At 61.2% G+C, this 18,205-nt stretch carries 20 protein-coding genes; 9 read left to right on the top strand and 11 right to left on the bottom strand.

Features of this window, described 5'->3' with window-relative positions:
- The first annotated feature begins 9 nt into the window (after positions 1–9).
- From RWK44_RS10940 to RWK44_RS10970, 7 genes are all read left to right on the top strand, one after another.
- Complete coding sequence (locus RWK44_RS10940; RefSeq protein ID WP_029873998.1) at positions 10–783, top strand: SDR family NAD(P)-dependent oxidoreductase; 774 nt, start codon at positions 10–12, stop codon at positions 781–783.
- 137 nt (positions 784–920) lie between these two features.
- Positions 921–1,745: a class I fructose-bisphosphate aldolase gene (locus RWK44_RS10945; protein ID WP_316028787.1), complete on the top strand. Its 825-nt coding sequence runs from the start codon at positions 921–923 to the stop codon at positions 1,743–1,745.
- Between the two features lie 22 nt (positions 1,746–1,767).
- Positions 1,768–2,922, top strand: coding sequence for a Gfo/Idh/MocA family protein (locus tag RWK44_RS10950; protein ID WP_316028788.1), 1,155 nt, complete (start codon positions 1,768–1,770; stop codon positions 2,920–2,922).
- Positions 2,922–3,593 carry a D-lyxose/D-mannose family sugar isomerase gene (locus tag RWK44_RS10955; protein ID WP_316028789.1) on the top strand — a complete coding sequence of 224 codons (672 nt, stop codon included), beginning with the start codon at positions 2,922–2,924 and terminating at the stop codon, positions 3,591–3,593. The genes RWK44_RS10950 and RWK44_RS10955 overlap by 1 nt, the downstream gene beginning before the upstream one ends.
- Positions 3,593–4,651 (top strand): carbohydrate kinase family protein, encoded by a 1,059-nt coding sequence (locus tag RWK44_RS10960; RefSeq protein WP_316028790.1) that lies wholly within the window; start codon positions 3,593–3,595, stop codon positions 4,649–4,651. Before RWK44_RS10955 ends, RWK44_RS10960 begins: the two co-directional genes overlap by 1 nt.
- Before the next feature lie 135 nt (positions 4,652–4,786).
- Positions 4,787–5,575: an L-iditol 2-dehydrogenase gene (locus RWK44_RS10965; protein WP_131642142.1), complete on the top strand. Its 789-nt coding sequence runs from the start codon at positions 4,787–4,789 to the stop codon at positions 5,573–5,575.
- A 56-nt stretch (positions 5,576–5,631) separates the two neighbouring features.
- Positions 5,632–6,642, top strand: a complete 1,011-nt coding sequence (locus tag RWK44_RS10970) for a zinc-dependent alcohol dehydrogenase family protein (protein WP_316028791.1) — start codon at positions 5,632–5,634, stop codon at positions 6,640–6,642.
- Positions 6,643–6,657: 15 nt separating this feature from the next.
- Here RWK44_RS10970 and RWK44_RS10975 read toward each other — a convergent pair whose 3' ends face one another.
- The 11 genes from RWK44_RS10975 to RWK44_RS11025 form a co-directional block, all read right to left on the bottom strand.
- Positions 6,658–7,677 carry a LacI family DNA-binding transcriptional regulator gene (locus RWK44_RS10975; RefSeq protein ID WP_168283512.1) on the bottom strand — a complete coding sequence of 340 codons (1,020 nt, stop codon included), beginning with the start codon at positions 7,675–7,677 and terminating at the stop codon, positions 6,658–6,660.
- A 178-nt stretch (positions 7,678–7,855) separates the two neighbouring features.
- Complete coding sequence (locus tag RWK44_RS10980) at positions 7,856–8,716, bottom strand: Pnap_2097 family protein (protein WP_131664685.1); 861 nt, start codon at positions 8,714–8,716, stop codon at positions 7,856–7,858.
- Between the two features lie 2 nt (positions 8,717–8,718).
- A complete protein-coding gene (locus tag RWK44_RS10985; RefSeq protein WP_131664686.1) occupies positions 8,719–9,993 on the bottom strand; it encodes an MSMEG_0569 family flavin-dependent oxidoreductase in 1,275 nt (424 codons plus the stop codon).
- 11 nt (positions 9,994–10,004) lie between these two features.
- Positions 10,005–10,292 (bottom strand): MSMEG_0570 family nitrogen starvation response protein, encoded by a 288-nt coding sequence (locus tag RWK44_RS10990; protein ID WP_168256623.1) that lies wholly within the window; start codon positions 10,290–10,292, stop codon positions 10,005–10,007.
- Positions 10,285–11,454, bottom strand: a complete 1,170-nt coding sequence (locus RWK44_RS10995; protein ID WP_168256751.1) for an MSMEG_0565 family glycosyltransferase — start codon at positions 11,452–11,454, stop codon at positions 10,285–10,287. Before RWK44_RS10995 ends, RWK44_RS10990 begins: the two co-directional genes overlap by 8 nt.
- Positions 11,451–12,431 carry a sll0787 family AIR synthase-like protein gene (locus RWK44_RS11000; RefSeq protein ID WP_131664688.1) on the bottom strand — a complete coding sequence of 327 codons (981 nt, stop codon included), beginning with the start codon at positions 12,429–12,431 and terminating at the stop codon, positions 11,451–11,453. The genes RWK44_RS10995 and RWK44_RS11000 overlap by 4 nt, the downstream gene beginning before the upstream one ends.
- A gap of 2 nt (positions 12,432–12,433) precedes the next feature.
- Positions 12,434–12,976, bottom strand: a complete 543-nt coding sequence (locus tag RWK44_RS11005; RefSeq protein ID WP_168283513.1) for an MSMEG_0567/Sll0786 family nitrogen starvation N-acetyltransferase — start codon at positions 12,974–12,976, stop codon at positions 12,434–12,436.
- Positions 12,973–14,091 (bottom strand): MSMEG_0568 family radical SAM protein, encoded by a 1,119-nt coding sequence (locus RWK44_RS11010; protein WP_131664690.1) that lies wholly within the window; start codon positions 14,089–14,091, stop codon positions 12,973–12,975. Before RWK44_RS11010 ends, RWK44_RS11005 begins: the two co-directional genes overlap by 4 nt.
- Positions 14,018–15,064 (bottom strand): Nit6803 family nitrilase, encoded by a 1,047-nt coding sequence (locus RWK44_RS11015; protein ID WP_316028792.1) that lies wholly within the window; start codon positions 15,062–15,064, stop codon positions 14,018–14,020. The genes RWK44_RS11010 and RWK44_RS11015 overlap by 74 nt, the downstream gene beginning before the upstream one ends.
- A 75-nt stretch (positions 15,065–15,139) precedes the next feature.
- On the bottom strand, positions 15,140–15,622 hold the full coding sequence (locus RWK44_RS11020; RefSeq protein ID WP_222062355.1) for an MSMEG_0572/Sll0783 family nitrogen starvation response protein: 483 nt from the start codon (positions 15,620–15,622) through the stop codon (positions 15,140–15,142).
- Between the two features lie 411 nt (positions 15,623–16,033).
- Positions 16,034–16,333 carry a hypothetical protein gene (locus RWK44_RS11025; protein ID WP_316028793.1) on the bottom strand — a complete coding sequence of 100 codons (300 nt, stop codon included), beginning with the start codon at positions 16,331–16,333 and terminating at the stop codon, positions 16,034–16,036.
- Here RWK44_RS11025 and RWK44_RS11030 point away from each other — a divergent pair.
- On the top strand, positions 16,323–16,973 hold the full coding sequence (locus RWK44_RS11030; RefSeq protein ID WP_168269056.1) for an esterase/lipase family protein: 651 nt from the start codon (positions 16,323–16,325) through the stop codon (positions 16,971–16,973). The genes RWK44_RS11025 and RWK44_RS11030 overlap by 11 nt on opposite strands.
- A gap of 74 nt (positions 16,974–17,047) precedes the next feature.
- Positions 17,048–18,193, top strand: a complete 1,146-nt coding sequence (locus tag RWK44_RS11035) for a right-handed parallel beta-helix repeat-containing protein (protein ID WP_168329803.1) — start codon at positions 17,048–17,050, stop codon at positions 18,191–18,193.
- The last annotated feature ends 12 nt before the right edge of the window (positions 18,194–18,205 follow it).

Below are 18,205 nucleotides of genomic sequence, written 5' to 3' on the forward strand. Positions count from 1 at the left end.
AGACGTGAGATGAGCTACCAGCAGAAATTTCGCCTCGACGGCGAACGTGCGGTGGTCACAGGCGGAGGGCGTGCGATCGGTCTCTGCTGCACCGAGGCGTTGGCGGAGGCGGGCGCCGCTGTCGTCGTCATCGAACGCAGCGAGGCCGACGCTGAGCAAGCGCTTGCGCTGCGCGACAGAGGCTACGACGTCGAAGTCCGGGTGGGCGACGTCACCGACGCGGCCCGAATGGACGCGATCGCGGCTGAGCTCGCCGATGGCGGCCGGGCGGCGACGATCCTCGTCAACAATGCCGGAATTGGCCAGAGCGGCATCCCGGCGCAGGATCTCACCGACGCCGATTGGCTGCGCATGATGGACGTCAATCTCAACGGCGTCTTCTGGTGCTCGCGCGCCTTTGGTCGTCCGATGATTTCGATGAAGCGCGGCGCCATCGTCAATCTCGGCTCGATGTCGGGGACGATCTGCAACCGGCCTCAGCCTCAAACGGCCTATAACGTCTCCAAGGCGGCAGTCCATCACCTCACGCGCTCTTTGGCCGCCGAGTGGGCGCACCACGGCATCAGGGTAAATGCCGTCGCGCCCACCTATATCGAGACACCGATGGTGGTTGCCGTCGAAGCCAATCGCGAGCGTATTCCGCTGTGGCTCGCCGACACGCCGATGGGCAGGATGGGAACGCCGGAAGAGGTTGCAAGCGCCGTCCTCTTCCTCGCATCGGGCGCCGCCAGCCTGATGACCGGGGCGATCGTCAACGTCGATGCAGGTTTTACCTGCTGGTAGTCCTTCCCGGACGAGGTGTGGGCGGCGCCTCGTTCACACCTGGGGGCCCGTATGGAAACGTTACCACATTGTCTTGACTCGCATTCCTGCTGTGTTTATCCAAATGTGGAAACGTTACCATATTGGGAGGAAGTTTGATGAAATCCGCGCGGTTGAACCGACTTTTCGGCGTGTCTGGAAATTGTTTTGACGTTGCCATCGATCACGGCATGTTCAATGAACGGACCTTCCTCGCCGGTATCGAGAACATGAAGACAGCGATCGAGGTGATCGCTGACGCGGCGCCGGATGCCATTCAGCTTCCGCCGGGGACGGCACCCCTTCTGCAGGCTATTCCCGGCAAGCATCGCCCGGCACTGGTGCTGCGCACCGACATCGCCAACATCTATGGCAATCCCCTGCCGTCTCAGCTGTTTTCCGAAATGATCGACAGGGCGGTGGAACAGGGCGTTGCGTTGGATGCCGCCTGTGTCGTCGTCAATCTCTTGATGCTGCCGGACCAGCCGGAAGTCTACCGCGCCTGCGTGCGCAATGTGAACAGCCTGAAACGCGAATGCGAGATCTACGGCATGCCGCTGATGGTCGAGCCGCTCGTCATGCAGGACAATTCCAAGGGCGCTTACATGGTCGATGGCGCGATCGACAAGATCCTGCCGCTTGTGCGCCAGGCGGCCGAACTCGGCGCCGATATCATCAAGGCCGACCCCTGCGACAATGTCGAGGAATATCACCGCGTGGTCGAAATCGCCCAGGGCCTGCCGGTGCTTGTGCGCGGCGGTGGCCGCGTTTCGGATCAGGAAATCCTGATCCGCACCAAGCAGTTGATGGAGCAGGGCGCCCGTGGCATCGTCTATGGCCGCAACGTCATCCAACATCAAAATCCCGCCGGCATGACGCGGGCCTTGATGGCGATCGTCCATGACAAGGCTTCCGTCGACCAAGCCTTGCTGCATATTGGCTGACGCGCGTCTGGGAGGACATGTCATGACGAAAATATTTCGCTTCGGCGTCATCGGTTGCGGTCTGATGGGGCGCGAGTTTGCGAGTGCGGCGGCGCGCTGGCTGCATCTGGCCGATGTGAAGGCGCGACCGGAAATCGTCGCCGTCTGTGATACCAACGCGACGCTGCTCGACTGGTTCAGGGATCATGTGCCGACCGTTCGGCAGTTCACCGCCGACTATAAGGAGCTTCTGGCCAATCCCGAAGTCGATGCGGTCTATTGCGCTGTCCCGCATGTGTTGCACCAGCAATTCTACATCGACATCCTGAAGGCCGGAAAGCATCTTCTCGGCGAAAAGCCGTTCGGCATGGACGCCGCGCAGAACCGGGAAATCATGGCTGTTCTCGCCGAGCATCCCGAACGTCTGGTCCGCTGCTCGTCGGAAATGCCTTTCTTCCCCGGCGCGCAGAAGGTCATCGCGCTCGCAAAAAGCGGCGAGATGGGGGATATAATCGAAGTCGAGGCGGGTTTCCTGCACTCTTCGGATATCGACCGGCAGAAGCCGATCAACTGGAAGCGCATGGCCGATATCAATGGCGACTATGGCTGCATGGGTGATCTCGGCATGCATGTGCTGCACGTGCCGCTGCGTCTCGGCTGGCGCCCGACGACCCTGCATGCGCAATTGGTCAAAAAGGTCACCGAACGTCCTGACGGCAAGGGCGGCATGTTGCCCTGCACCACCTGGGACAATGCCACGATCAGCAGCCGCGTGCGCACCGGGGATCAGGATTTCCCGATGGTGCTGAAAACCTGGCGCATCGCGCCCGGCGAATCCAACACCTGGTACGTAAGAGTTCTCGGCATGAAGAAAAGCGCGTTCTTCAGCACGAAGTCGCCGCGCCAGTGGCAGTGGATGGACTATAATGGCGGTGCCCAGGCCTGGAGCACCGAGGATCTCGGCTATGGCTCGCTGTTTCCGGCCATTACAGGCAAGATCTTCGAATTCGGTTTTGCCGACGCCATACAGCAGATGTGGGCGGCCTTCGTCGATGAGCTTGCCGGAGGAAATGCCAACGGTTTCGGCTGCGCGACGCCGGCCGAGGCGCAGGCGCATCACGCAGTCCTGACGGCAGCCCTCAAATCCGGCCGCGAGGACATCGTGGTACCGGTCGAGTATGACGGGGCATCCGCCTGATGAAGCGCTCCGAGATCAACGCCGCGTTGCTGCAGGCGACCGAGACTCTCGAGCGTTGGCACTGGTCCCTGCCGGCATGGGGCTCTTGGACGGCGGCCGATTTTGCCGCTCATCCCGAGGCCTCAGCCTATTTGCGCGCCCATCAGCTGGGTTGGGATGTCACCGATTTCGGCTCGAACCGCTTCGCCGAATGCGGCCTCGTGCTGTTTTGCCTGCGCAATGGCATCGTTGATATCTGGGGTGAGCGGACCTATGCCGAAAAGCTGCTCTTCGTCGAGGAAAGGCAGCTCACGCCGACGCACCGTCATGCGGCGAAGATGGAAGACATCATCAATCGCGCCGGCGGCGATCTCGTCATCGAATTCGCCGCAACCGATGCCGATGGCAATGTGCTGACGGAGGATGTGACGGTGCCGGTAGACGGGCTACCGCACCGGCTCGCGGCATGGGAGCCGCTGGTTCTCCGGCCGGGCCAGAGCGTGACGATCCGCACCGGGCTTTACCACCGCTTCTACGGCAGGAAAGGTGGCGGACCTGTCCTTGTCGGCGAGGTCAGCCAGGTCAACGACGACAATAGCGACAATTTCTTTCTGGAGCCGATCACGCGCTTTGCCGCGATCAAGGAAGACGAGCCGCCGCTGAGACCTCTGTGGAACGAAGGAGTCAGCTGATGCGAGCCGGGGAGGAGGTTCACGATCGCGACAGCCAAAAGCAGGGCGGCATCGTTTGCGCGGGAAACTTCATCGTCGATCGCGTCCACACCCTGTCCTATTGGCCCGAACAGGGCAATCTCGCGCATATCCTGCACCAGGATCTGGGCGTGGGGGGCGGGGCGGCCAACGTCGTCACCGATCTGGCCTCGCTCGGATTTCCGGGAAAGCTGGCGGCAGCAGGATGCATCGGCGCCGATCAGGACGGAGAGATCGTCAAGGCCCGTCTTGCGGTTGCCGGCGTCGATGTCGGGGGGCTCACCGCGCTTGCCGACCGGGTGACGGCGCATACGCATGTCATGAATGTGCCCGGCCAGAACCGGACCTTCTTCTATCATGGCGGCGCCAACGATGCCGTCACGGATGAGCTTGTCTCACCCTCCGCCTTCGCCAAGGCCGGCTATCGGCTGTTCTATCTCGGTTACCTCATGCTGTTGCCGGGTCTCGACAGCATTGGCCCCGACGGCCGTTCGGGAGCATCGCGCCTGCTGGAAGCGGCGCGTCGCGCGGGGCTCACGACCTGCGTGGATTTCGTATCGAGCGAAGACCCGGAATTTGCGGCCAAGGTCGGCGTCGCTCTGCCCTTCTGCGATTTCCTGATCATCAACGAGATGGAGGCGGGTCGGGCAACCGGCGTTATCATTCGCGATGCGAAGGGAGAATTAATCGAAGCAGGGCTTTTGGAAGCGGGCGAGCGCCTGCTTGCCGCAGGCGTCACCAAAGGCGCCATCATCCATGCGCCGGAAATCTGCTTCTGGTTTGCATCAGGCGCTTCCCCGATCGCGACGCGGTCGCGACCGGTCGATCCCAATGATATCGTCAGCACGGTCGGCGCAGGAGACGCCTTCTGTGCCGCCGTGCTCTACGGGCTGCATGAGGACTGGCCGGTCGAGCATATCTGCGCCGTCGCCCATGCAGCGGCTGCGTGTTGCCTCAAGGGGGCGACGGCCACCGATGGCATCCCCGACATGTCTGTCCTTCTTCGCGAGGCGAAGCAGACGAAGCCGGAATCCACTTAGCCCATTGGCGTCGCCTCCGGAGGGCGGTTCCGATTATCGTTCAGTCAAAAGGGGAGGAGCAACCATGAAGCTATCCATTATGGCAGCCGCGCGCGGCACCTTTGCCGATTTAGGCGCGACCGGGGAGGCAGTGCGATGACATATGCGGAAACGGCGCGGCTCTCCGGCAAGGTGGCATTGGTCACGGGGGGAGCGAGCGGCATCGGCAAGGCGGTCTGCGAACGCTTCGCCGCCGAAGGCGCGAGGGTTGTCGTGGCGGACCTCGACGGTGAACGATGCGCACGGGTGGCGGAAGCGATCGGCCCGCATGCCTGGAGTGTGGCGCTTGACGTGACGAGCCAGGACAGCATCGAAGAAGCTACGCGCTTCACCATCGCCACCGCCGGCAAGATCGACATCCTGGTCAATGCCGCAGGCATTTACGAGGTCGAGTCCATTCTGGAAATATCCCGGGAGCGCACCGCGAGGGTATTTCAGGTCAATATCGAAGGCGTGATCTTCATGACGCAGGCCGTTGCCCGGCACATGGTGGAAAGAGGGGAAGGTGGACGCATCATCAACTTCTCATCCCAGGCTGGCCGTCGGGGCGAAGGACCGGCTGTTGCTTACTGCGCTTCCAAGGCGGCCGTCATCAGCATCACGCAAAGCTGCGCCCTGGAGCTGATCCGTTACGGGATCAACGTCAACGCCATCGCTCCCGGCGTCGTCGATACGCCGATGTGGGACGTCGTTGATGCAAAACTCGGCAGCCGGGAAGGTTTGAAACCCGGTGACGTCAAGCGCCGTGTGGCCGCCGCCGTGCCCGCCGGACGATTCGGCGCCGCCCACGAACAAGCTGCCATGGCGGCCTTCCTGGCCGGACCCGATGCAGCATACATCGTGGCGCAGTGCTACAATGTCGATGGCGGCAATGTCATGAGCTGAGCGCTTGGCTTCATCAGCCGGAATAGGCAATCGAACTTGATGTCTGGAGGAGTGAAATGAGGGCTGTACGCTTGGAGTCGATCGGGTCTTTGACCATGCGCAGCGTCGAGAAACCGGTTGCCGGGCCGGGCGAGCTGCTTGTCCGGGTTGCAGTGGCCGGCATCTGCGGTTCCGATCGCCACATGTATAGGGGCGAATATCCGACAGCGATCCCCGTGACGCTTGGCCACGAATTCTGCGGCATAGTCGAAGAGATCGGCGATACCGTTACCCGCTTTACCGGCGGTGAGCTTGTTACGGTCGACCCGAATATCTCCTGCGGCACCTGTCGGGCTTGCAGGCAGGCGCGGCCGAACTTGTGCGAGAGCTTGACCGCCATCGGCGTGACGCGGGATGGCGGCTTTGCCGAGTATGTGGCGGTGCCACAGGCCCAGGCCTTCGTCCTGCCGGCCGGCCTCGATCCCGTTCACGGCGCCTTCAGTGAACCGCTGGCCTGCTGTATCCACGCCATCGACAAGGCAAAGATCCGTCCGGGCGACAGCGTCGCGATCCTCGGCGGAGGTGTGATCGGCCTGCTCATGGTGCAACTGGCCCGCCTGGCTGGGGCAGGCGAGATCATTTTGATCACGCGCCAGCAATCCAGACGCCAAACCGCTCTGCGCCTGGGGGCGACGCATGCCTTCGACCCGGCCTCTTCAGACACAATCGCTTCCGTTCGGGAGGTCACCAAAGGCGGCGCTGACGTGGTCATCGAGTGCGCCGGCGTCAGCGACACGCTTCAAACCGGTCTGAAAATGGCGCGGCGCGGTGGCACCTTCGTGCTTTTCGGGGTGACGCCGGCGGGTGTCGAGGTGCCGGTTCTGCCTTTCGATCTGCTGGTAAACGAAGTCGATATCAGGCCGGCCTACCTCAACCCCTTCACGCATTCACGGGCTGCGGCAATGGTCGCGAGCGGGGCGTTGGAACTGGACGCATTGGTCACCAAAAACATAGGTATCGAGGAGGTCGCTGACGTGGTGGGCAACGCGCCATTGCCAGGCGAGATCAAGGTTATCGTCCGGCCCTAGCTTTGCACCACCTGCTCAGCTGCGGACGGCGCCGGTGGAATCGCGCTCGATCAGCGTGACCGGCACTTTTACGATCGCGCCTTGCCGAGATTCGTCTTCTGTTTGGTGCTCCTCGATCAGCGCTTCCAGCAGCCGTGCTGCCTGCCGCCCGACGTCGCGGATTGGCTGCGCGACCGTTGTCAGCCGTGGAAAGACGTAGGCTGCCTCCGGCAGGTCGTCGAAGCCTACGACCGAATAGTCGTTCGGAACGGAAAATCCGCGATCCTGGATGGCATGGATTGCGGCAATCGCCGAAACGTCGGTCGTGCCGATGATCGCGGTGACCTCGGGTCGAGACGCCAGCAGCTCTCGCGTCAGCCGGTAGGCCTCTGCAAAACTGTGCTCTTCCGCCATCGCCACGATGGCGGGCGCGATGCTGTCTTTCGCCATTTCCGCCGTGATGCCCTGAAGGCGAAGCTGGATAGGCTGGCTGTGAGCCGGCGCGCCGACGATGGCGATTGCCCGGTGGCCGAGATCAATCAGATGGCGCGCCATCAGCCGTCCGCCTTCCTCGTGATCGGCCATGACAGCGTCGTCAGCGATGCCGCTCAGCTCGCGGTCAATGGCGATGATCGGAATGCCAGCGTCCCGCAGCACTCCGAAATGCTCGGTGCTGCCGAAGGCGCTTGCCACGATCACGCCATCGACGCGCTGGGCGAGCAGCATGGAGATGTAGCGCACCTCATGGTCCATATTTTCCGCCGTGCTGCAGATCAGCGTCTGATAGCCGTGCTGGAACAATTCCTGTTCGATCGCATGGGCCAGGATGCCGAAGAAGGGTACTTCAATCGACGGCAGCATCAGTCCGATCATCCGGCTTGGTGCACCGCGCAGCATACGGGCACCCTTGCTGGGTGTGTAGTTCAGCGTTCGGATAGCCGCCTCGACGCGATCCCTGAGCTCAGGTGAGGCATAACCGCTGTTGTTGAGTACGCGCGAGACCGAGGAGACTGACGTTCCCGCAAGTTTAGCGATATGTCGGATGCTGGTCGTCACGTGCACGCATTTCTTTCTCTACAACGCCGTGCGTCTTTTCGGACGCGCAAAGAACGCTAGCATAGGAGCGGTCGAACATCATGAGACGAGCTGCTGAAGTTCACCTTGATTTCATTATCCACTAGATCACTAGCGGGATGCCGCATCAAGCGCGCAGCTGGTGCGGCCCTGTGCAGGCTCAACGAAGACATTTCCAGGTGCCGAATATTTTGGCGATCACCTTCCCATTTTCGCGTCGTAGCTGCCCATGGACAGTTTTTTGTTCGTCAGAACAATCAATGAGGTCGAAGAAAACGCTTTCATTTTGTTCGATATTTCCAAGGAAGAAAACGTCCTTTTGGACGACCGGCCCCTTGCGAGGAAACCAGTTTTCCAAGGCGCGATCGGCCAATGCCTGATACTCGGCAAAGTAAAACAGGCCTGCGCCGTTGAATTCCTGCGAGGCGCTGGGATCAAACTGAAAGGTTCTGAGCGCTTTGGTGGCGAGGACAGGAAACCCGAAATGCGTTCCCAACCGCCCATTCCGGATGTCTGCAGCATTCTGGGCCAGAAGACTTGACTGGAACCGCTGTCCCTGCGGCTCAGGCAACGTCACACGGGCTATCGAGTGATTGTTGTCTTTGATCGTTCTGTGAACGAAGGTTGAGATGAGTTCGACCGCGCCGACGCCTCTTCCGTGGACGGACAACTCGTGCCGGGTCGACGTCCGGGTTCGCGAGACTGCGGACAGTCTCGAGTGGATGGTCAAAATGTCGTTCGCCTGCACCATGTCGAAACGGGCATCCGTCAGTGACGTTGCACAGATCGCGGCATAGGCCTCCTTTCCATCGGCCGTTCTGAAATCCGCATTGTCGAGCCCGAGATGACACGCAAGCATCAGCCAGTGACGATGGCCGAGTTCCTTCATCAGCCATGTCTCCGACAGCCCGTTTCCATTCAAATGCGGCATGCCCAGCAGTATATGCGGATCAAGGGCACGTTCCATCAGGTCGCGTGCCGAAGGTCCTGCGGGCGGAAAATCGAGAAGGGCCGCACTCATGATCAGGCGCTGACCGATTGCTTGAGAGGCGATGTCTGTGCCGAACGTCGAGCCGCGAGATGCCCCACCACATGTTCGGCATCCCTGCCGACGCTGAGGAACCGGCCCGAGCCCCAGGTCCAGAGCCAGGGAAGTCCCAGCACGTAGACGCCATCGACGGCAGTGACGCCGCGGCGATGAACAGGATAGGCGTTGCCGTCGAAGATCGGCAGGCCGACGAAGGACCAATCCGGGCTGAATCCCGTCGCCCAGATGACCGAGGTGATCCCCTCCGCCTTCAGGTCGAGTTCGGCAATCTCCGCCTCAGGCTCCCAGGCAGGGACATAGGGGGATCCGGCTAGAGCATCGATGCCCTTTTCGGCAATATGCCGGTCAATCAGGGCATTGATGCCGTTATAGACGCGGTCGGCGCCGTCAAGATTGGCCTTCAGGTTCGGCTCGAACAGCATCCGGCCGGCGGCGATGCCGGACATGCGGCCATACAGCGCCATGCCCTCCAGCGCGAACTTGCGCAGATCGATATCGCGTCCGCCGTCGCGTCCCGTCAGGTAATGGTTGGTGTCGTGTTTCTTCTTCGTCATGCCATCATGTTCGACGGTGATGTCGTACTGGCCGATATCGGAAAGCCAGTCGACCACATCGCGGCCGCGATAGAACCGGGCGCAACGTGGCGCATTGCCGGTGACGAGATGGACCTTGCGGCCGGCGAGATGCAGATCCTCTGCAATCTGGCAGCCGGACTGGCCGGAGCCGACCACGATGACGCCGCCGTCCGGCAGTTGATCGGCATTGCGGTAGGCGGCGGTGTGGATCTGCATGATGTCCTCGGGCAGGCGCTCGCCGGCACGCGGAATGGCCGGCTCCGCATAGAGGCTGGTGGCGATCACCACGGCATCGGCGGTCACCGCGCCAACCGAGGTCTCGAGCCGGAAGAGGCCGCCATGCTCTTCGAGCGACGTCACGCCGGTTTGCTCGAAGATCGGAGCATCGACTTTCTTCACGAAGCGATCGACATAGGCGAGGATCTCGTCCTTGACCATAAAACCGTGCGGATCCGCGCCGTCATAAGGATGGTCGGGAAGCTGGCATTGCCAGTTCGGCGTCACCAGGCAGAAGGCGTCCCAGCGTTCGTTCTTCCACTTATGCGCAACGGTCTTCTTCTCGAAGACCACGTGATCGATGCCGTGCCTCTTCAGATAGTGAGAGGCCGACAGCCCGGCCTGGCCACCGCCGATGACAACCGCACTGTAATGGCTCTTGAGGGATGGCGTGGTCATGATGGGTCCTTTCAAAGGATGAAGGTTTTGCAGTGGACGCGGGCATCTGCGTCATTCAGGAAGGCGACAGCGGCGCTTTCAATTCGGGCGAGTTGGTCATTTGCGGATGAACACGCAAAACCAAACTTCGCCTCCACGCGATCGCTGGCGATGGTAAGCGCCCTGCGGCTGCGATCGACGAAATCGGCAACCGAATAACTTTCACCCTCGGTGAAAAAATCACGGATGATCAGGGAGGGGGAATAACAGCTCTCTTCCTGGCCATCGGGCCAGGTTATGACAAAGCGCATTTCAGGCATGGTCGGGCTCCAGCAGCGTGTGATAGCGGGCAAGATGGGCAGTCGCGGTTTGCTTCCAGCCATGGCGGGCGGCAACCGCGAGACCACGGGGGATGATCTGCTCGCGGATCGGTGCGACCAGCGCCAGCGCCATGCCTTCGGCAATCGAGACCGGATGATGCGGATCGCACCAGATCGCATCGCCCGGACCCAGATATTCGGTGAAGGGCGCAATCGAGGATGTCACGACCGGAATGCCGCTGGCCATGGCTTCCAGAACGACGAGGCCGAAGCCTTCCTTGATCGAAGGGAACACCAGCGCATCCGCCAGTCGGTAGAGGCTCGGCATGTCGGCATCCGCGATCGCACCGGTGACATGCACCGCCGCGGCGTCCCGACCGAGGCAGGCGAGGCAAGAACGGAACTCCTCCTGATAGTCGCCATGGTCCAGGAGAGAGGCGCCGCCGGCAATGACAAGCTGGGCATCCGGCCGGATGGCGCGGACCTGACGAAAGGCTTCGAGAATACCAAGGGTGTTCTTTCGCGCCTCGATGCCACCAACACTGAGGAAGATCGGCCCGCTTCCGAGCTGCAGCCTGTCGCGCAGAGCGACCTGCTCCCCGCTCCAGGCCGGCGAGAAGCGATTGGTGTCGACGCCATTGCCGACCACTGTCGCCTCGATGCCGCGCTCGTCTCTCAGCCTGTCCTGCCAGAGGCGGCTGACGGCGAAGAAGATATCGGCCGCATCGATCGCGCGATCCTGCAAAGCCATCAGGTGCGGATCGGCGAATTGGTCGATGTGGTGGACAGTGCGGGCAAAATTCGGGATCAGGCGTTCCAGCTTGAGCGTCGCCAGCGCATTGCCGGAAATGCCGTCATGGGCGTGAAAGAGGTCGAAGCCATCGGTTCCGGCTCTCCGGAAGTAGTCGACATAGTCGGCAATCCGCTGCTCGACCATTTGCGTCATGTCGGCGGGTGCCGGCGGCACGGCAATGCAGGCCACGCCGCAGGAGGGTTGACGAAAGAAGCCGGCCCCCTTGGCATCCGGCGCATGCAGGACCACTTCATGGCCAAGCGAGGTCAGCGTTTCCGAAAGTTGCATGGCATGAACCACGCCGCCACGCGGATTGGTGGAATGGGTCAGCATGGCAATGCGGAGCGTTCGGTGCGGCGGGAGGCTCATGCGCATGCGGCGAGATCCTGTCGGCCGAGCTGCAGCAGGGGTGTTTCGGCATGATTGCGCACCACTGCACGGCTCTCGCCGTCGACCAGCGCTACTTGGGCGCCGGCAACGACCGCGCCGACGACCGCAGCGCTGATGCCGCGCGCGCTGAAGCGGGTGACGACATCGGCCACATCTTCCGGCGCGACCGAGAGCAGGTAGCCGAAGCTCGGAAAGGTGACGAGCCAGCGGTCGAGGCTGACACCGGCGGGCAGGGGAATGGCGGTGACGTCGATATCGATGCCGACATGCGAACATTCGGCCAGCATGATGGCCGTGCCGACAATGCCGCCCTGGCTGATATCCTTCGCAGACAGAGCCAGCCCGGCCTCGGCGATCTCGGGCAGCAATTCGAGGTCGCCGCGCAGGCGCGCCGGCGCGGCATCGGTGGCGGCTTCCCAGTTGTTGAAGGGTTCGCGGTAACGGCCGCGATGGTCGATGGCTGCAACCAGCACATCGCCGGGCTTTGCATCGAAGCTGGTCAGCAACTTCCTGGCGCGACCGAGAATGGCGACCGATAACTGGCCGCGTTCGCTGCGGATATTGGTATGGCCGCCGACGATCGGCACGCCAAACGCGCTGGATGCCGCCCGCATACCTTCCAGAACGGGTGTCGCGCCGGCCTCGCCACTAGCCCAGACGGCATCGACCACGGCGATCGGCCGGCCGCCCATGGCAACGACGTCGGAGATATTGACCATGACGCCGCACCAGCCGGCGAACCAGGGGTCGGCGGCGACGAACTCGTTCATGAAGCCTTCGATGGCAAAGAGCAGATAACCGTCGCCGTCGGGCAGCGCAGCGCAATCGTCGCCGACGGCAATCTGCTGCCCCTGCAGACCGAGCCTTGCCGCGATCGTGCCGATATCCTGCTTGGCGGCGATGCCGCTGCTGGTCGAGAGTTTTGCCGCCAGGGTCTTGATGTTGATCGCGGCCATTCTCACGCCGCCTTTCTGGAAAGGGCGGTGAAGCCTGCCTCGGGTGTGGCGCAGGGCGGATAGTAGGCAAGGTCAGCCTTCATCCTGAGATGCGGCTTGCCATAGACCTCGAACTCCTCGATCACATCCCAGTGCAGCCTGCGGAACAGCAGACCGTTCTGCACCTGCACATTGGCGAGGAACGTGTGGCATCCGATCGCATTGGCGGAGGACACGGCAAGCTTGATCAGAGTCGCCCCCAGGGCGCCGATCTTGCGGAAATCCTGGTGGACCGCCAGCCGCGAGCCCCACCAGAGGCCGGGTTCGGCCTGATGGATGCGCACCGTTCCGACCAGCTGGTCGGCGGCAATGCCGAGCATGGAGAGAGCAACGATCGGGATGGCGTGATCGTCGATCGCGTCGCGATCATCGCCCTCGAAGATCTGCTGTTCCTCGCAGAAGACGGCACGGCGCAGCGCATGCGCTTGGCTGCGCTCCCAGGCGGAGGTCGCGAACTTCACCTGGAACTCGCTCGAGCGATAGGGAGCAAAGGTTTCGAGCATCATTTGGTGAGCATCCTTTCATAGGTGGAAAGGGCGGAGCAGGCGCCGCATTTGCCGCAGCCGGCCTTGATGTCGACGGCCTTCAAGCCGCTGGCGACCAGCATCCTGGACAAGGGTCCGAGGATCGAGTGCATGAGGTCGGGCCTCGGCGCCGGATGGCTTTCGAGCGGCGTGCCGGAGATTGGCACGAAGGGCACGACGAAGGGATAGACGCCGAGCGCAACCAGCTTTTCGCAGATGTCCAGAATGGCTTCACGGCTGTCGCCGAGCCCCGCCAGGATATAGGTCGAGACCTGGCCGCGCCCGAAGACCTCCACTGCGGCCTTGAATGAGGCCATGTATTTGGCGATCGAGACCTGCGCCTTGCCCGGCATGATGCGGGCACGCACCTCCGGTGTCACGGCCTCCAGATGCATGCCGAGGGCATCGACGCCGGCCTCCTTCATGCGGGTGAACCATATATCGTCTTCCGGCGGCTCGCATTGCGCCTGGATGGGAATGTTGACGGCCGCCTTGATGGCGCGGGCGCTGTCGGCGAGGATCGCAGCGCCGCGGTCGTCGCCCTTCGGCGTGCCGGTGGTCATCACCATATGCTTGACGCCGTCCAGTTCGACGGCGGCCTTGGCGACCTCCGCGAGCTGCTTTGGCGTCTTGTGGGCGATGGTGCGGCCGGCGGCCAGCGATTGGCCGATGGCGCAGAACTGACAGGTCTTGGTGCGGCTCTGATAGCGGATGCAGGTCTGCAGCACGGTCGTGGCCAGCACGTCCTTGCCGTGCAGAACGGCGATCTGCGAATAAGGAATGCCGTCGGCGGTCGAGCGCTCGTAGAAGCGTGGGCGCAGGGGAAAGGAGACCTCGCCCAGCACCGTGCCATCCCGGCTGATACGGCTGCGGCCCATATCGTCCGGCTTTTCCACCAGATAGGGGCTCTCGAACGCCGGTGCGGTGTGAACCGGCACCATCACCGTCATACCGTCAATGGTCAGTGCCTTGTGGTCGGAAGGTCCTGCACCACCGCGGCGGCTTTCATGTCCGGCCTTGGGGTCAACGAGCCGGGCTCCGTAGGACTGCAATTCGTTGATCAGAATCTCGGTCGGCAGACGTGTCGTATTCTCCATCGGAAAGGGTCCTTGCTTCGGCTGTGGAGAGGGATGGCTGGGTGGTGGTGACCATCGGCGCCGTGGCGCGGCCATCCATGACAAGATGCAGCAGTTCGGGTCGGGCATAATGGCCGACCGAATCCATCATCCGCTTGCGTTTCACGATCAGGCTCATGTCGAGATCGGCGATCAGGATGCCTTCGCCTTCCGTCAGCGGCGGCACGACATGTTTGCCTTCGGGTGAAATGATCGCGGTCATGCAGCCGCCGCGCAGGGCCTTCTGCAGGCCAGCGTCCGGCGTGATGGAGGCGATCTGCTCGTCGGCCAGCCAGCCTGTGGCATTGACCACGAAGCAACCGCTTTCCAGCGCATGGTGGCGGATGGTGACTTCCATCTGGTCGGCAAAAATCGGCCCGACCATGGAGCCTGGAAACTGGGCGATATGGATGTCTTCGTGCTGCGCCATCAGGGCGTAGCGGGCCAGAGGATTGTAATGCTCCCAGCAGGCCAGCGCTCCAAGACGTCCGACGGCGCTGTCGACCACCTTCAGGCCGGAGGCGTCGCCCTGGCCCCAGATCATCCGCTCGTGAAAGGTCGGGGTGATCTTGCGACGCTTGAGGATGAGCGCGCCATCGGCATCAAACAGCAGCTGGGCATTGTAGAGCGATCCGTGGTCACGCTCGTTGACACCAAGCGCCACGACGATGCCATGCTCGCGGGCGGCCGCCGAGACGGCATCGGTGGCAGCGCTCGGCACCGTGACGGCTTCCTCGTAAAGTCGCACGTGCTCCTTGCCGGAGAGAACAGGCGGCAGCACGAAAGAAAAATAGGGGTACCAGGGGACGAAGGTTTCGGGAAAGACGATCAGCTCGGCGCCTTTGGCTGCCGCTTCACGAATTGCATCCAGTAGGCGGGCCAGTGTTTTCTCGCGCGAGGTCAGATCCGGCGCGATCTGCGCGGCGGCAACCCGGACGCTCGGTTTTTTCTCCATGACGAAATCCTCGATTGGCGGTGGGGAGGCGGAGCGCAAGGCTCCGCCCATTATTCTTCGGGGCGCGCCCGGTGCTTAGAGCGTCCAGGTATCAAGGATGAAGGCGCCGTCGCGGCGATGGATCAGGATCAGGTCGAGAACGTCGAGCGGACTGATCGGCGTGATGCCGGGGATCAGCGCGCCTTCGCCATGGCCATAAAGCGCCTGAAGGGCAAAACGGCAGGCATAGACCTTGCCGCCTTCGTCCATGAACTTGACGATCTGGTTGTTGAAATTCAGATGGCCGGGAAAAGCCTCCGCGCCGAGCGTCGGAAAACCGCGCTGGACGCCGAGCGTCACGCCCGGGCCGTAGAGAAGGATCGAGGTTTGGAACCCCTTCCGCTTCAGGCGTGTCGCCTGCAGCAGGTTGACGAATCCGATCGATCCTTCGAAGGCCACGGTATGGAAGGTGACGAGGGCTTTTTCGCCCTCGCCGGCCTGTACGTCCTCGAAAACCTTGTCCTCGTAATCGACAAGAAAGTCGCCTTTTTGATTGGCTGGCTTGGTCACTGCGGGCATGGATGGCTCCTTGATTGAAATCCGATCCCCATCCGGGGAGCATCCATCCAATTGCAAGCGTCATGCCACATTGATTATGCATAAATAGCAGTCAAATCTACCAATAATGCATTCAATTATGCGATCAAGTACGAGGGTTAAAGTTTTAAAGATGATTTTCTGGGCGATCGAATGCAAAAAACGAATGCATGAAAGTTCAAAACAGATGCATTCAATTGATCGTCAATCAGTGCAAGGAGACATAATATTTTGTGCAGAATGAGCCGCTTTCGCGGCTGGGGTCCCAGAGAATCTCTTCGAGTTTGCTGTCTCTTCTGGTGCTGGCCACATGCCCATGGATGCGAGGGAGGGCACTGCGTCAAGATGCCCGGTCGCATCAAATCGGAAAATTCTAACTAATATTGAATGCAATCAATCAATGTATTTGGATGTATTGTGAGGGCTGTTCGGGCGCCAACGGAGTAAGACGCCAATTCCGTCGGCGGAAGAGCGGAGGCTGGCCTGCGCCCATCCTGCGTCGAAAGGGAATGCTTGGATTTCGTTCTCACCGATCACGGCCGTGTCGTCCTTAGCTTCGAGCACGTGCGCGCCGCAGCGAAACTGTTCGGATGTCTGGCTGTTCGGCATTGAATCGACACGCTTCACCTTGAGAGCTAGAGGATAGGCCTGATCGATAGCAGCCCCGTCAAGCGGACACATGATGAACGACACAGTCCTCCTTTTTCACGGCATTGCCCGGACGAAGAAAAGCATGGCAAAGCTCGCCGGCTTCCTGTCCGGCCACGGTTATCGGGTTGTGAATGTCGGTTACCCCTCCACCAAGTTTTCGATCAGCGACCTCGTCGACACCATCCGACCTGAGATCGACGACGCTGCGAAGGAGGCAGGCGATGGTCGGGTCCATTTCGTCGGTTATTCGATGGGTGGGCTGATCATCCGTGCTTTTCTGACGCGTTATCGCCCAGCCAACCTGGGAAGGGTGGTCATGGTCGGAACGCCGAACAACGGCAGCCAGATTGCCGATTTACTCAAGAGCTGGCCACTATACAGGAAGTTCTATGGACCGGCGGGGCAGCAGCTGATTACCGATCAAACCGCCATGACCGAGCTGTTCGGCACGGTGGATTATGAACTTGGCATCATCGCCGGGAATCGGACCATCGACCCGGTCTCTTCGCTTATCATCGGCCTCAGGGTTCCGAACGATGGGAAGGTTTCGGTGGAGAGCACCCGTCTCGACGGCGCGTCGGCGCATGTCGTCATTCCGGCAAACCACACTTTCTTGCCCGTCAACAAGACGATGTGGAGCCAGACCCTGTCGTTTCTGAAAGATGGGCGGTTTACAAGCTGAATTTCCAAATATTCAAACATCCGCCACATGCCCTCTGCTTAATTCCCCGCGGCACCGGTATCGAAGGAAATGTAATGACCGCCATCCTGCGAAAGAAAGTTCACGGCGCGTCTACACGCGGACAGGTCATCGATGGTGCGCCCGATGTCGGCGTCGCCTATCAGGTGTTTTCCGATACGGTGATCGAAGACGTTATCGTCAAGAATTCTCCCCGAGGCTTCAAATTTCACAATGGCAGGAATCTCACCGTCAGGCGCTGTGAAACGGAGAATGTGAACGGCGACGGCATCTACCTGACGAAGACGACGCACGTGTTGCTGGAGAATAATCGCATCGGCGCGGCGCCAGGCGAGGGAGCAGACTGCTGCCAGTTCGCCTATCAAAACAGCGACGACAATATCAGCTCCGATATCGTGATCCGCGGCAACCTCTTCCTGCAGTCGCCGGCGAGCGCATCGAACAAGGGCGCGCTGGTCTGCGACAAAACGCGAAAATACCTGGTCGAGTACAATTTTATCGGCGGCAAGAATTTCTCCTTTTCGTCGATTGGGGATGACGCCGTGGTGCGCAGCAACATCATGCGCGATGGCAGGATGAATGATTATTCCTTCGGCTACGGCGTCGGCGACAAGGCCGACCACGCCGGCCATCACATTTATGATAACTGGATCGAGAACACCAATCGTGGCGTCAGCCTGAGCGGCTTTTCGGATAAGGAGCTGGCATTTCGCAAAGACATCGATATCCACGATAACGTCATTAGCCAATGCGACATCGCGTTCTTCGCCAACCGTCGGTGGTCCGGCAGCCTTCGGCGCAACATATTCTTGCGGTGCGAACAGGACATCGTTCTCGAGAGAAACGGCAAAGCGACTGCGGGTGATATCGATGGCAACTACCGCAACGATGGCAGCTTTCTGAATGTCACCCCGCCGCCGCTTCGCTTCAAGCCCGATGGCAACGCTTCCGTTGCCTCCGGCGAATGGACATCCGAGCCCGACGAAATCCGCATCCAGTGGCGTAACAAGGGCATCGATATCCCAGGCGCCAACCGGCCCTCGATCGCGGTCGAGCCTGGCATGGAATTGTCATGCGTCCTGCTGGCCCGCAAGGCGCAGAATTGGATGCTGGCGATCGCCGAGACTGCCTATGACGATTTCACGCCGCGCGCATGGCAGGAACACATGCTGCCTTGGCGCAAGCGTTATCTCTCGATTTAAACGGTGCGACGG

This window comes from Rhizobium sp. 25PS6, from assembly GCF_032464655.1.
GTDB lineage: Bacteria > Pseudomonadota > Alphaproteobacteria > Rhizobiales > Rhizobiaceae > Rhizobium > Rhizobium laguerreae.

What these genes read in the sequence shown, in the direction of transcription:
- RWK44_RS10940 (WP_029873998.1), top strand. Translation starts at nt 10, where the DNA reads ATGAGCTACCAGCAGAAATTTCGCCTCGACGGCGAACGTGCGGTGGTC.
- RWK44_RS10945 (WP_316028787.1), top strand. Translation starts at nt 921, where the DNA reads ATGAAATCCGCGCGGTTGAACCGACTTTTCGGCGTGTCTGGAAATTGT.
- RWK44_RS10950 (WP_316028788.1), top strand. Translation starts at nt 1,768, where the DNA reads ATGACGAAAATATTTCGCTTCGGCGTCATCGGTTGCGGTCTGATGGGG.
- RWK44_RS10955 (WP_316028789.1), top strand. Translation starts at nt 2,922, where the DNA reads ATGAAGCGCTCCGAGATCAACGCCGCGTTGCTGCAGGCGACCGAGACT.
- RWK44_RS10960 (WP_316028790.1), top strand. Translation starts at nt 3,593, where the DNA reads ATGCGAGCCGGGGAGGAGGTTCACGATCGCGACAGCCAAAAGCAGGGC.
- RWK44_RS10965 (WP_131642142.1), top strand. Translation starts at nt 4,787, where the DNA reads ATGACATATGCGGAAACGGCGCGGCTCTCCGGCAAGGTGGCATTGGTC.
- RWK44_RS10970 (WP_316028791.1), top strand. Translation starts at nt 5,632, where the DNA reads ATGAGGGCTGTACGCTTGGAGTCGATCGGGTCTTTGACCATGCGCAGC.
- RWK44_RS10980 (WP_131664685.1), bottom strand. Translation starts at nt 8,716, where the DNA reads ATGAGTGCGGCCCTTCTCGATTTTCCGCCCGCAGGACCTTCGGCACGC.
- RWK44_RS10985 (WP_131664686.1), bottom strand. Translation starts at nt 9,993, where the DNA reads ATGACCACGCCATCCCTCAAGAGCCATTACAGTGCGGTTGTCATCGGC.
- RWK44_RS10990 (WP_168256623.1), bottom strand. Translation starts at nt 10,292, where the DNA reads ATGCCTGAAATGCGCTTTGTCATAACCTGGCCCGATGGCCAGGAAGAG.
- RWK44_RS10995 (WP_168256751.1), bottom strand. Translation starts at nt 11,454, where the DNA reads ATGAGCCTCCCGCCGCACCGAACGCTCCGCATTGCCATGCTGACCCAT.
- RWK44_RS11000 (WP_131664688.1), bottom strand. Translation starts at nt 12,431, where the DNA reads ATGGCCGCGATCAACATCAAGACCCTGGCGGCAAAACTCTCGACCAGC.
- RWK44_RS11005 (WP_168283513.1), bottom strand. Translation starts at nt 12,976, where the DNA reads ATGATGCTCGAAACCTTTGCTCCCTATCGCTCGAGCGAGTTCCAGGTG.
- RWK44_RS11010 (WP_131664690.1), bottom strand. Translation starts at nt 14,091, where the DNA reads ATGGAGAATACGACACGTCTGCCGACCGAGATTCTGATCAACGAATTG.
- RWK44_RS11015 (WP_316028792.1), bottom strand. Translation starts at nt 15,064, where the DNA reads ATGGAGAAAAAACCGAGCGTCCGGGTTGCCGCCGCGCAGATCGCGCCG.
- RWK44_RS11020 (WP_222062355.1), bottom strand. Translation starts at nt 15,622, where the DNA reads ATGCCCGCAGTGACCAAGCCAGCCAATCAAAAAGGCGACTTTCTTGTC.
- RWK44_RS11030 (WP_168269056.1), top strand. Translation starts at nt 16,323, where the DNA reads ATGAACGACACAGTCCTCCTTTTTCACGGCATTGCCCGGACGAAGAAA.
- RWK44_RS11035 (WP_168329803.1), top strand. Translation starts at nt 17,048, where the DNA reads ATGACCGCCATCCTGCGAAAGAAAGTTCACGGCGCGTCTACACGCGGA.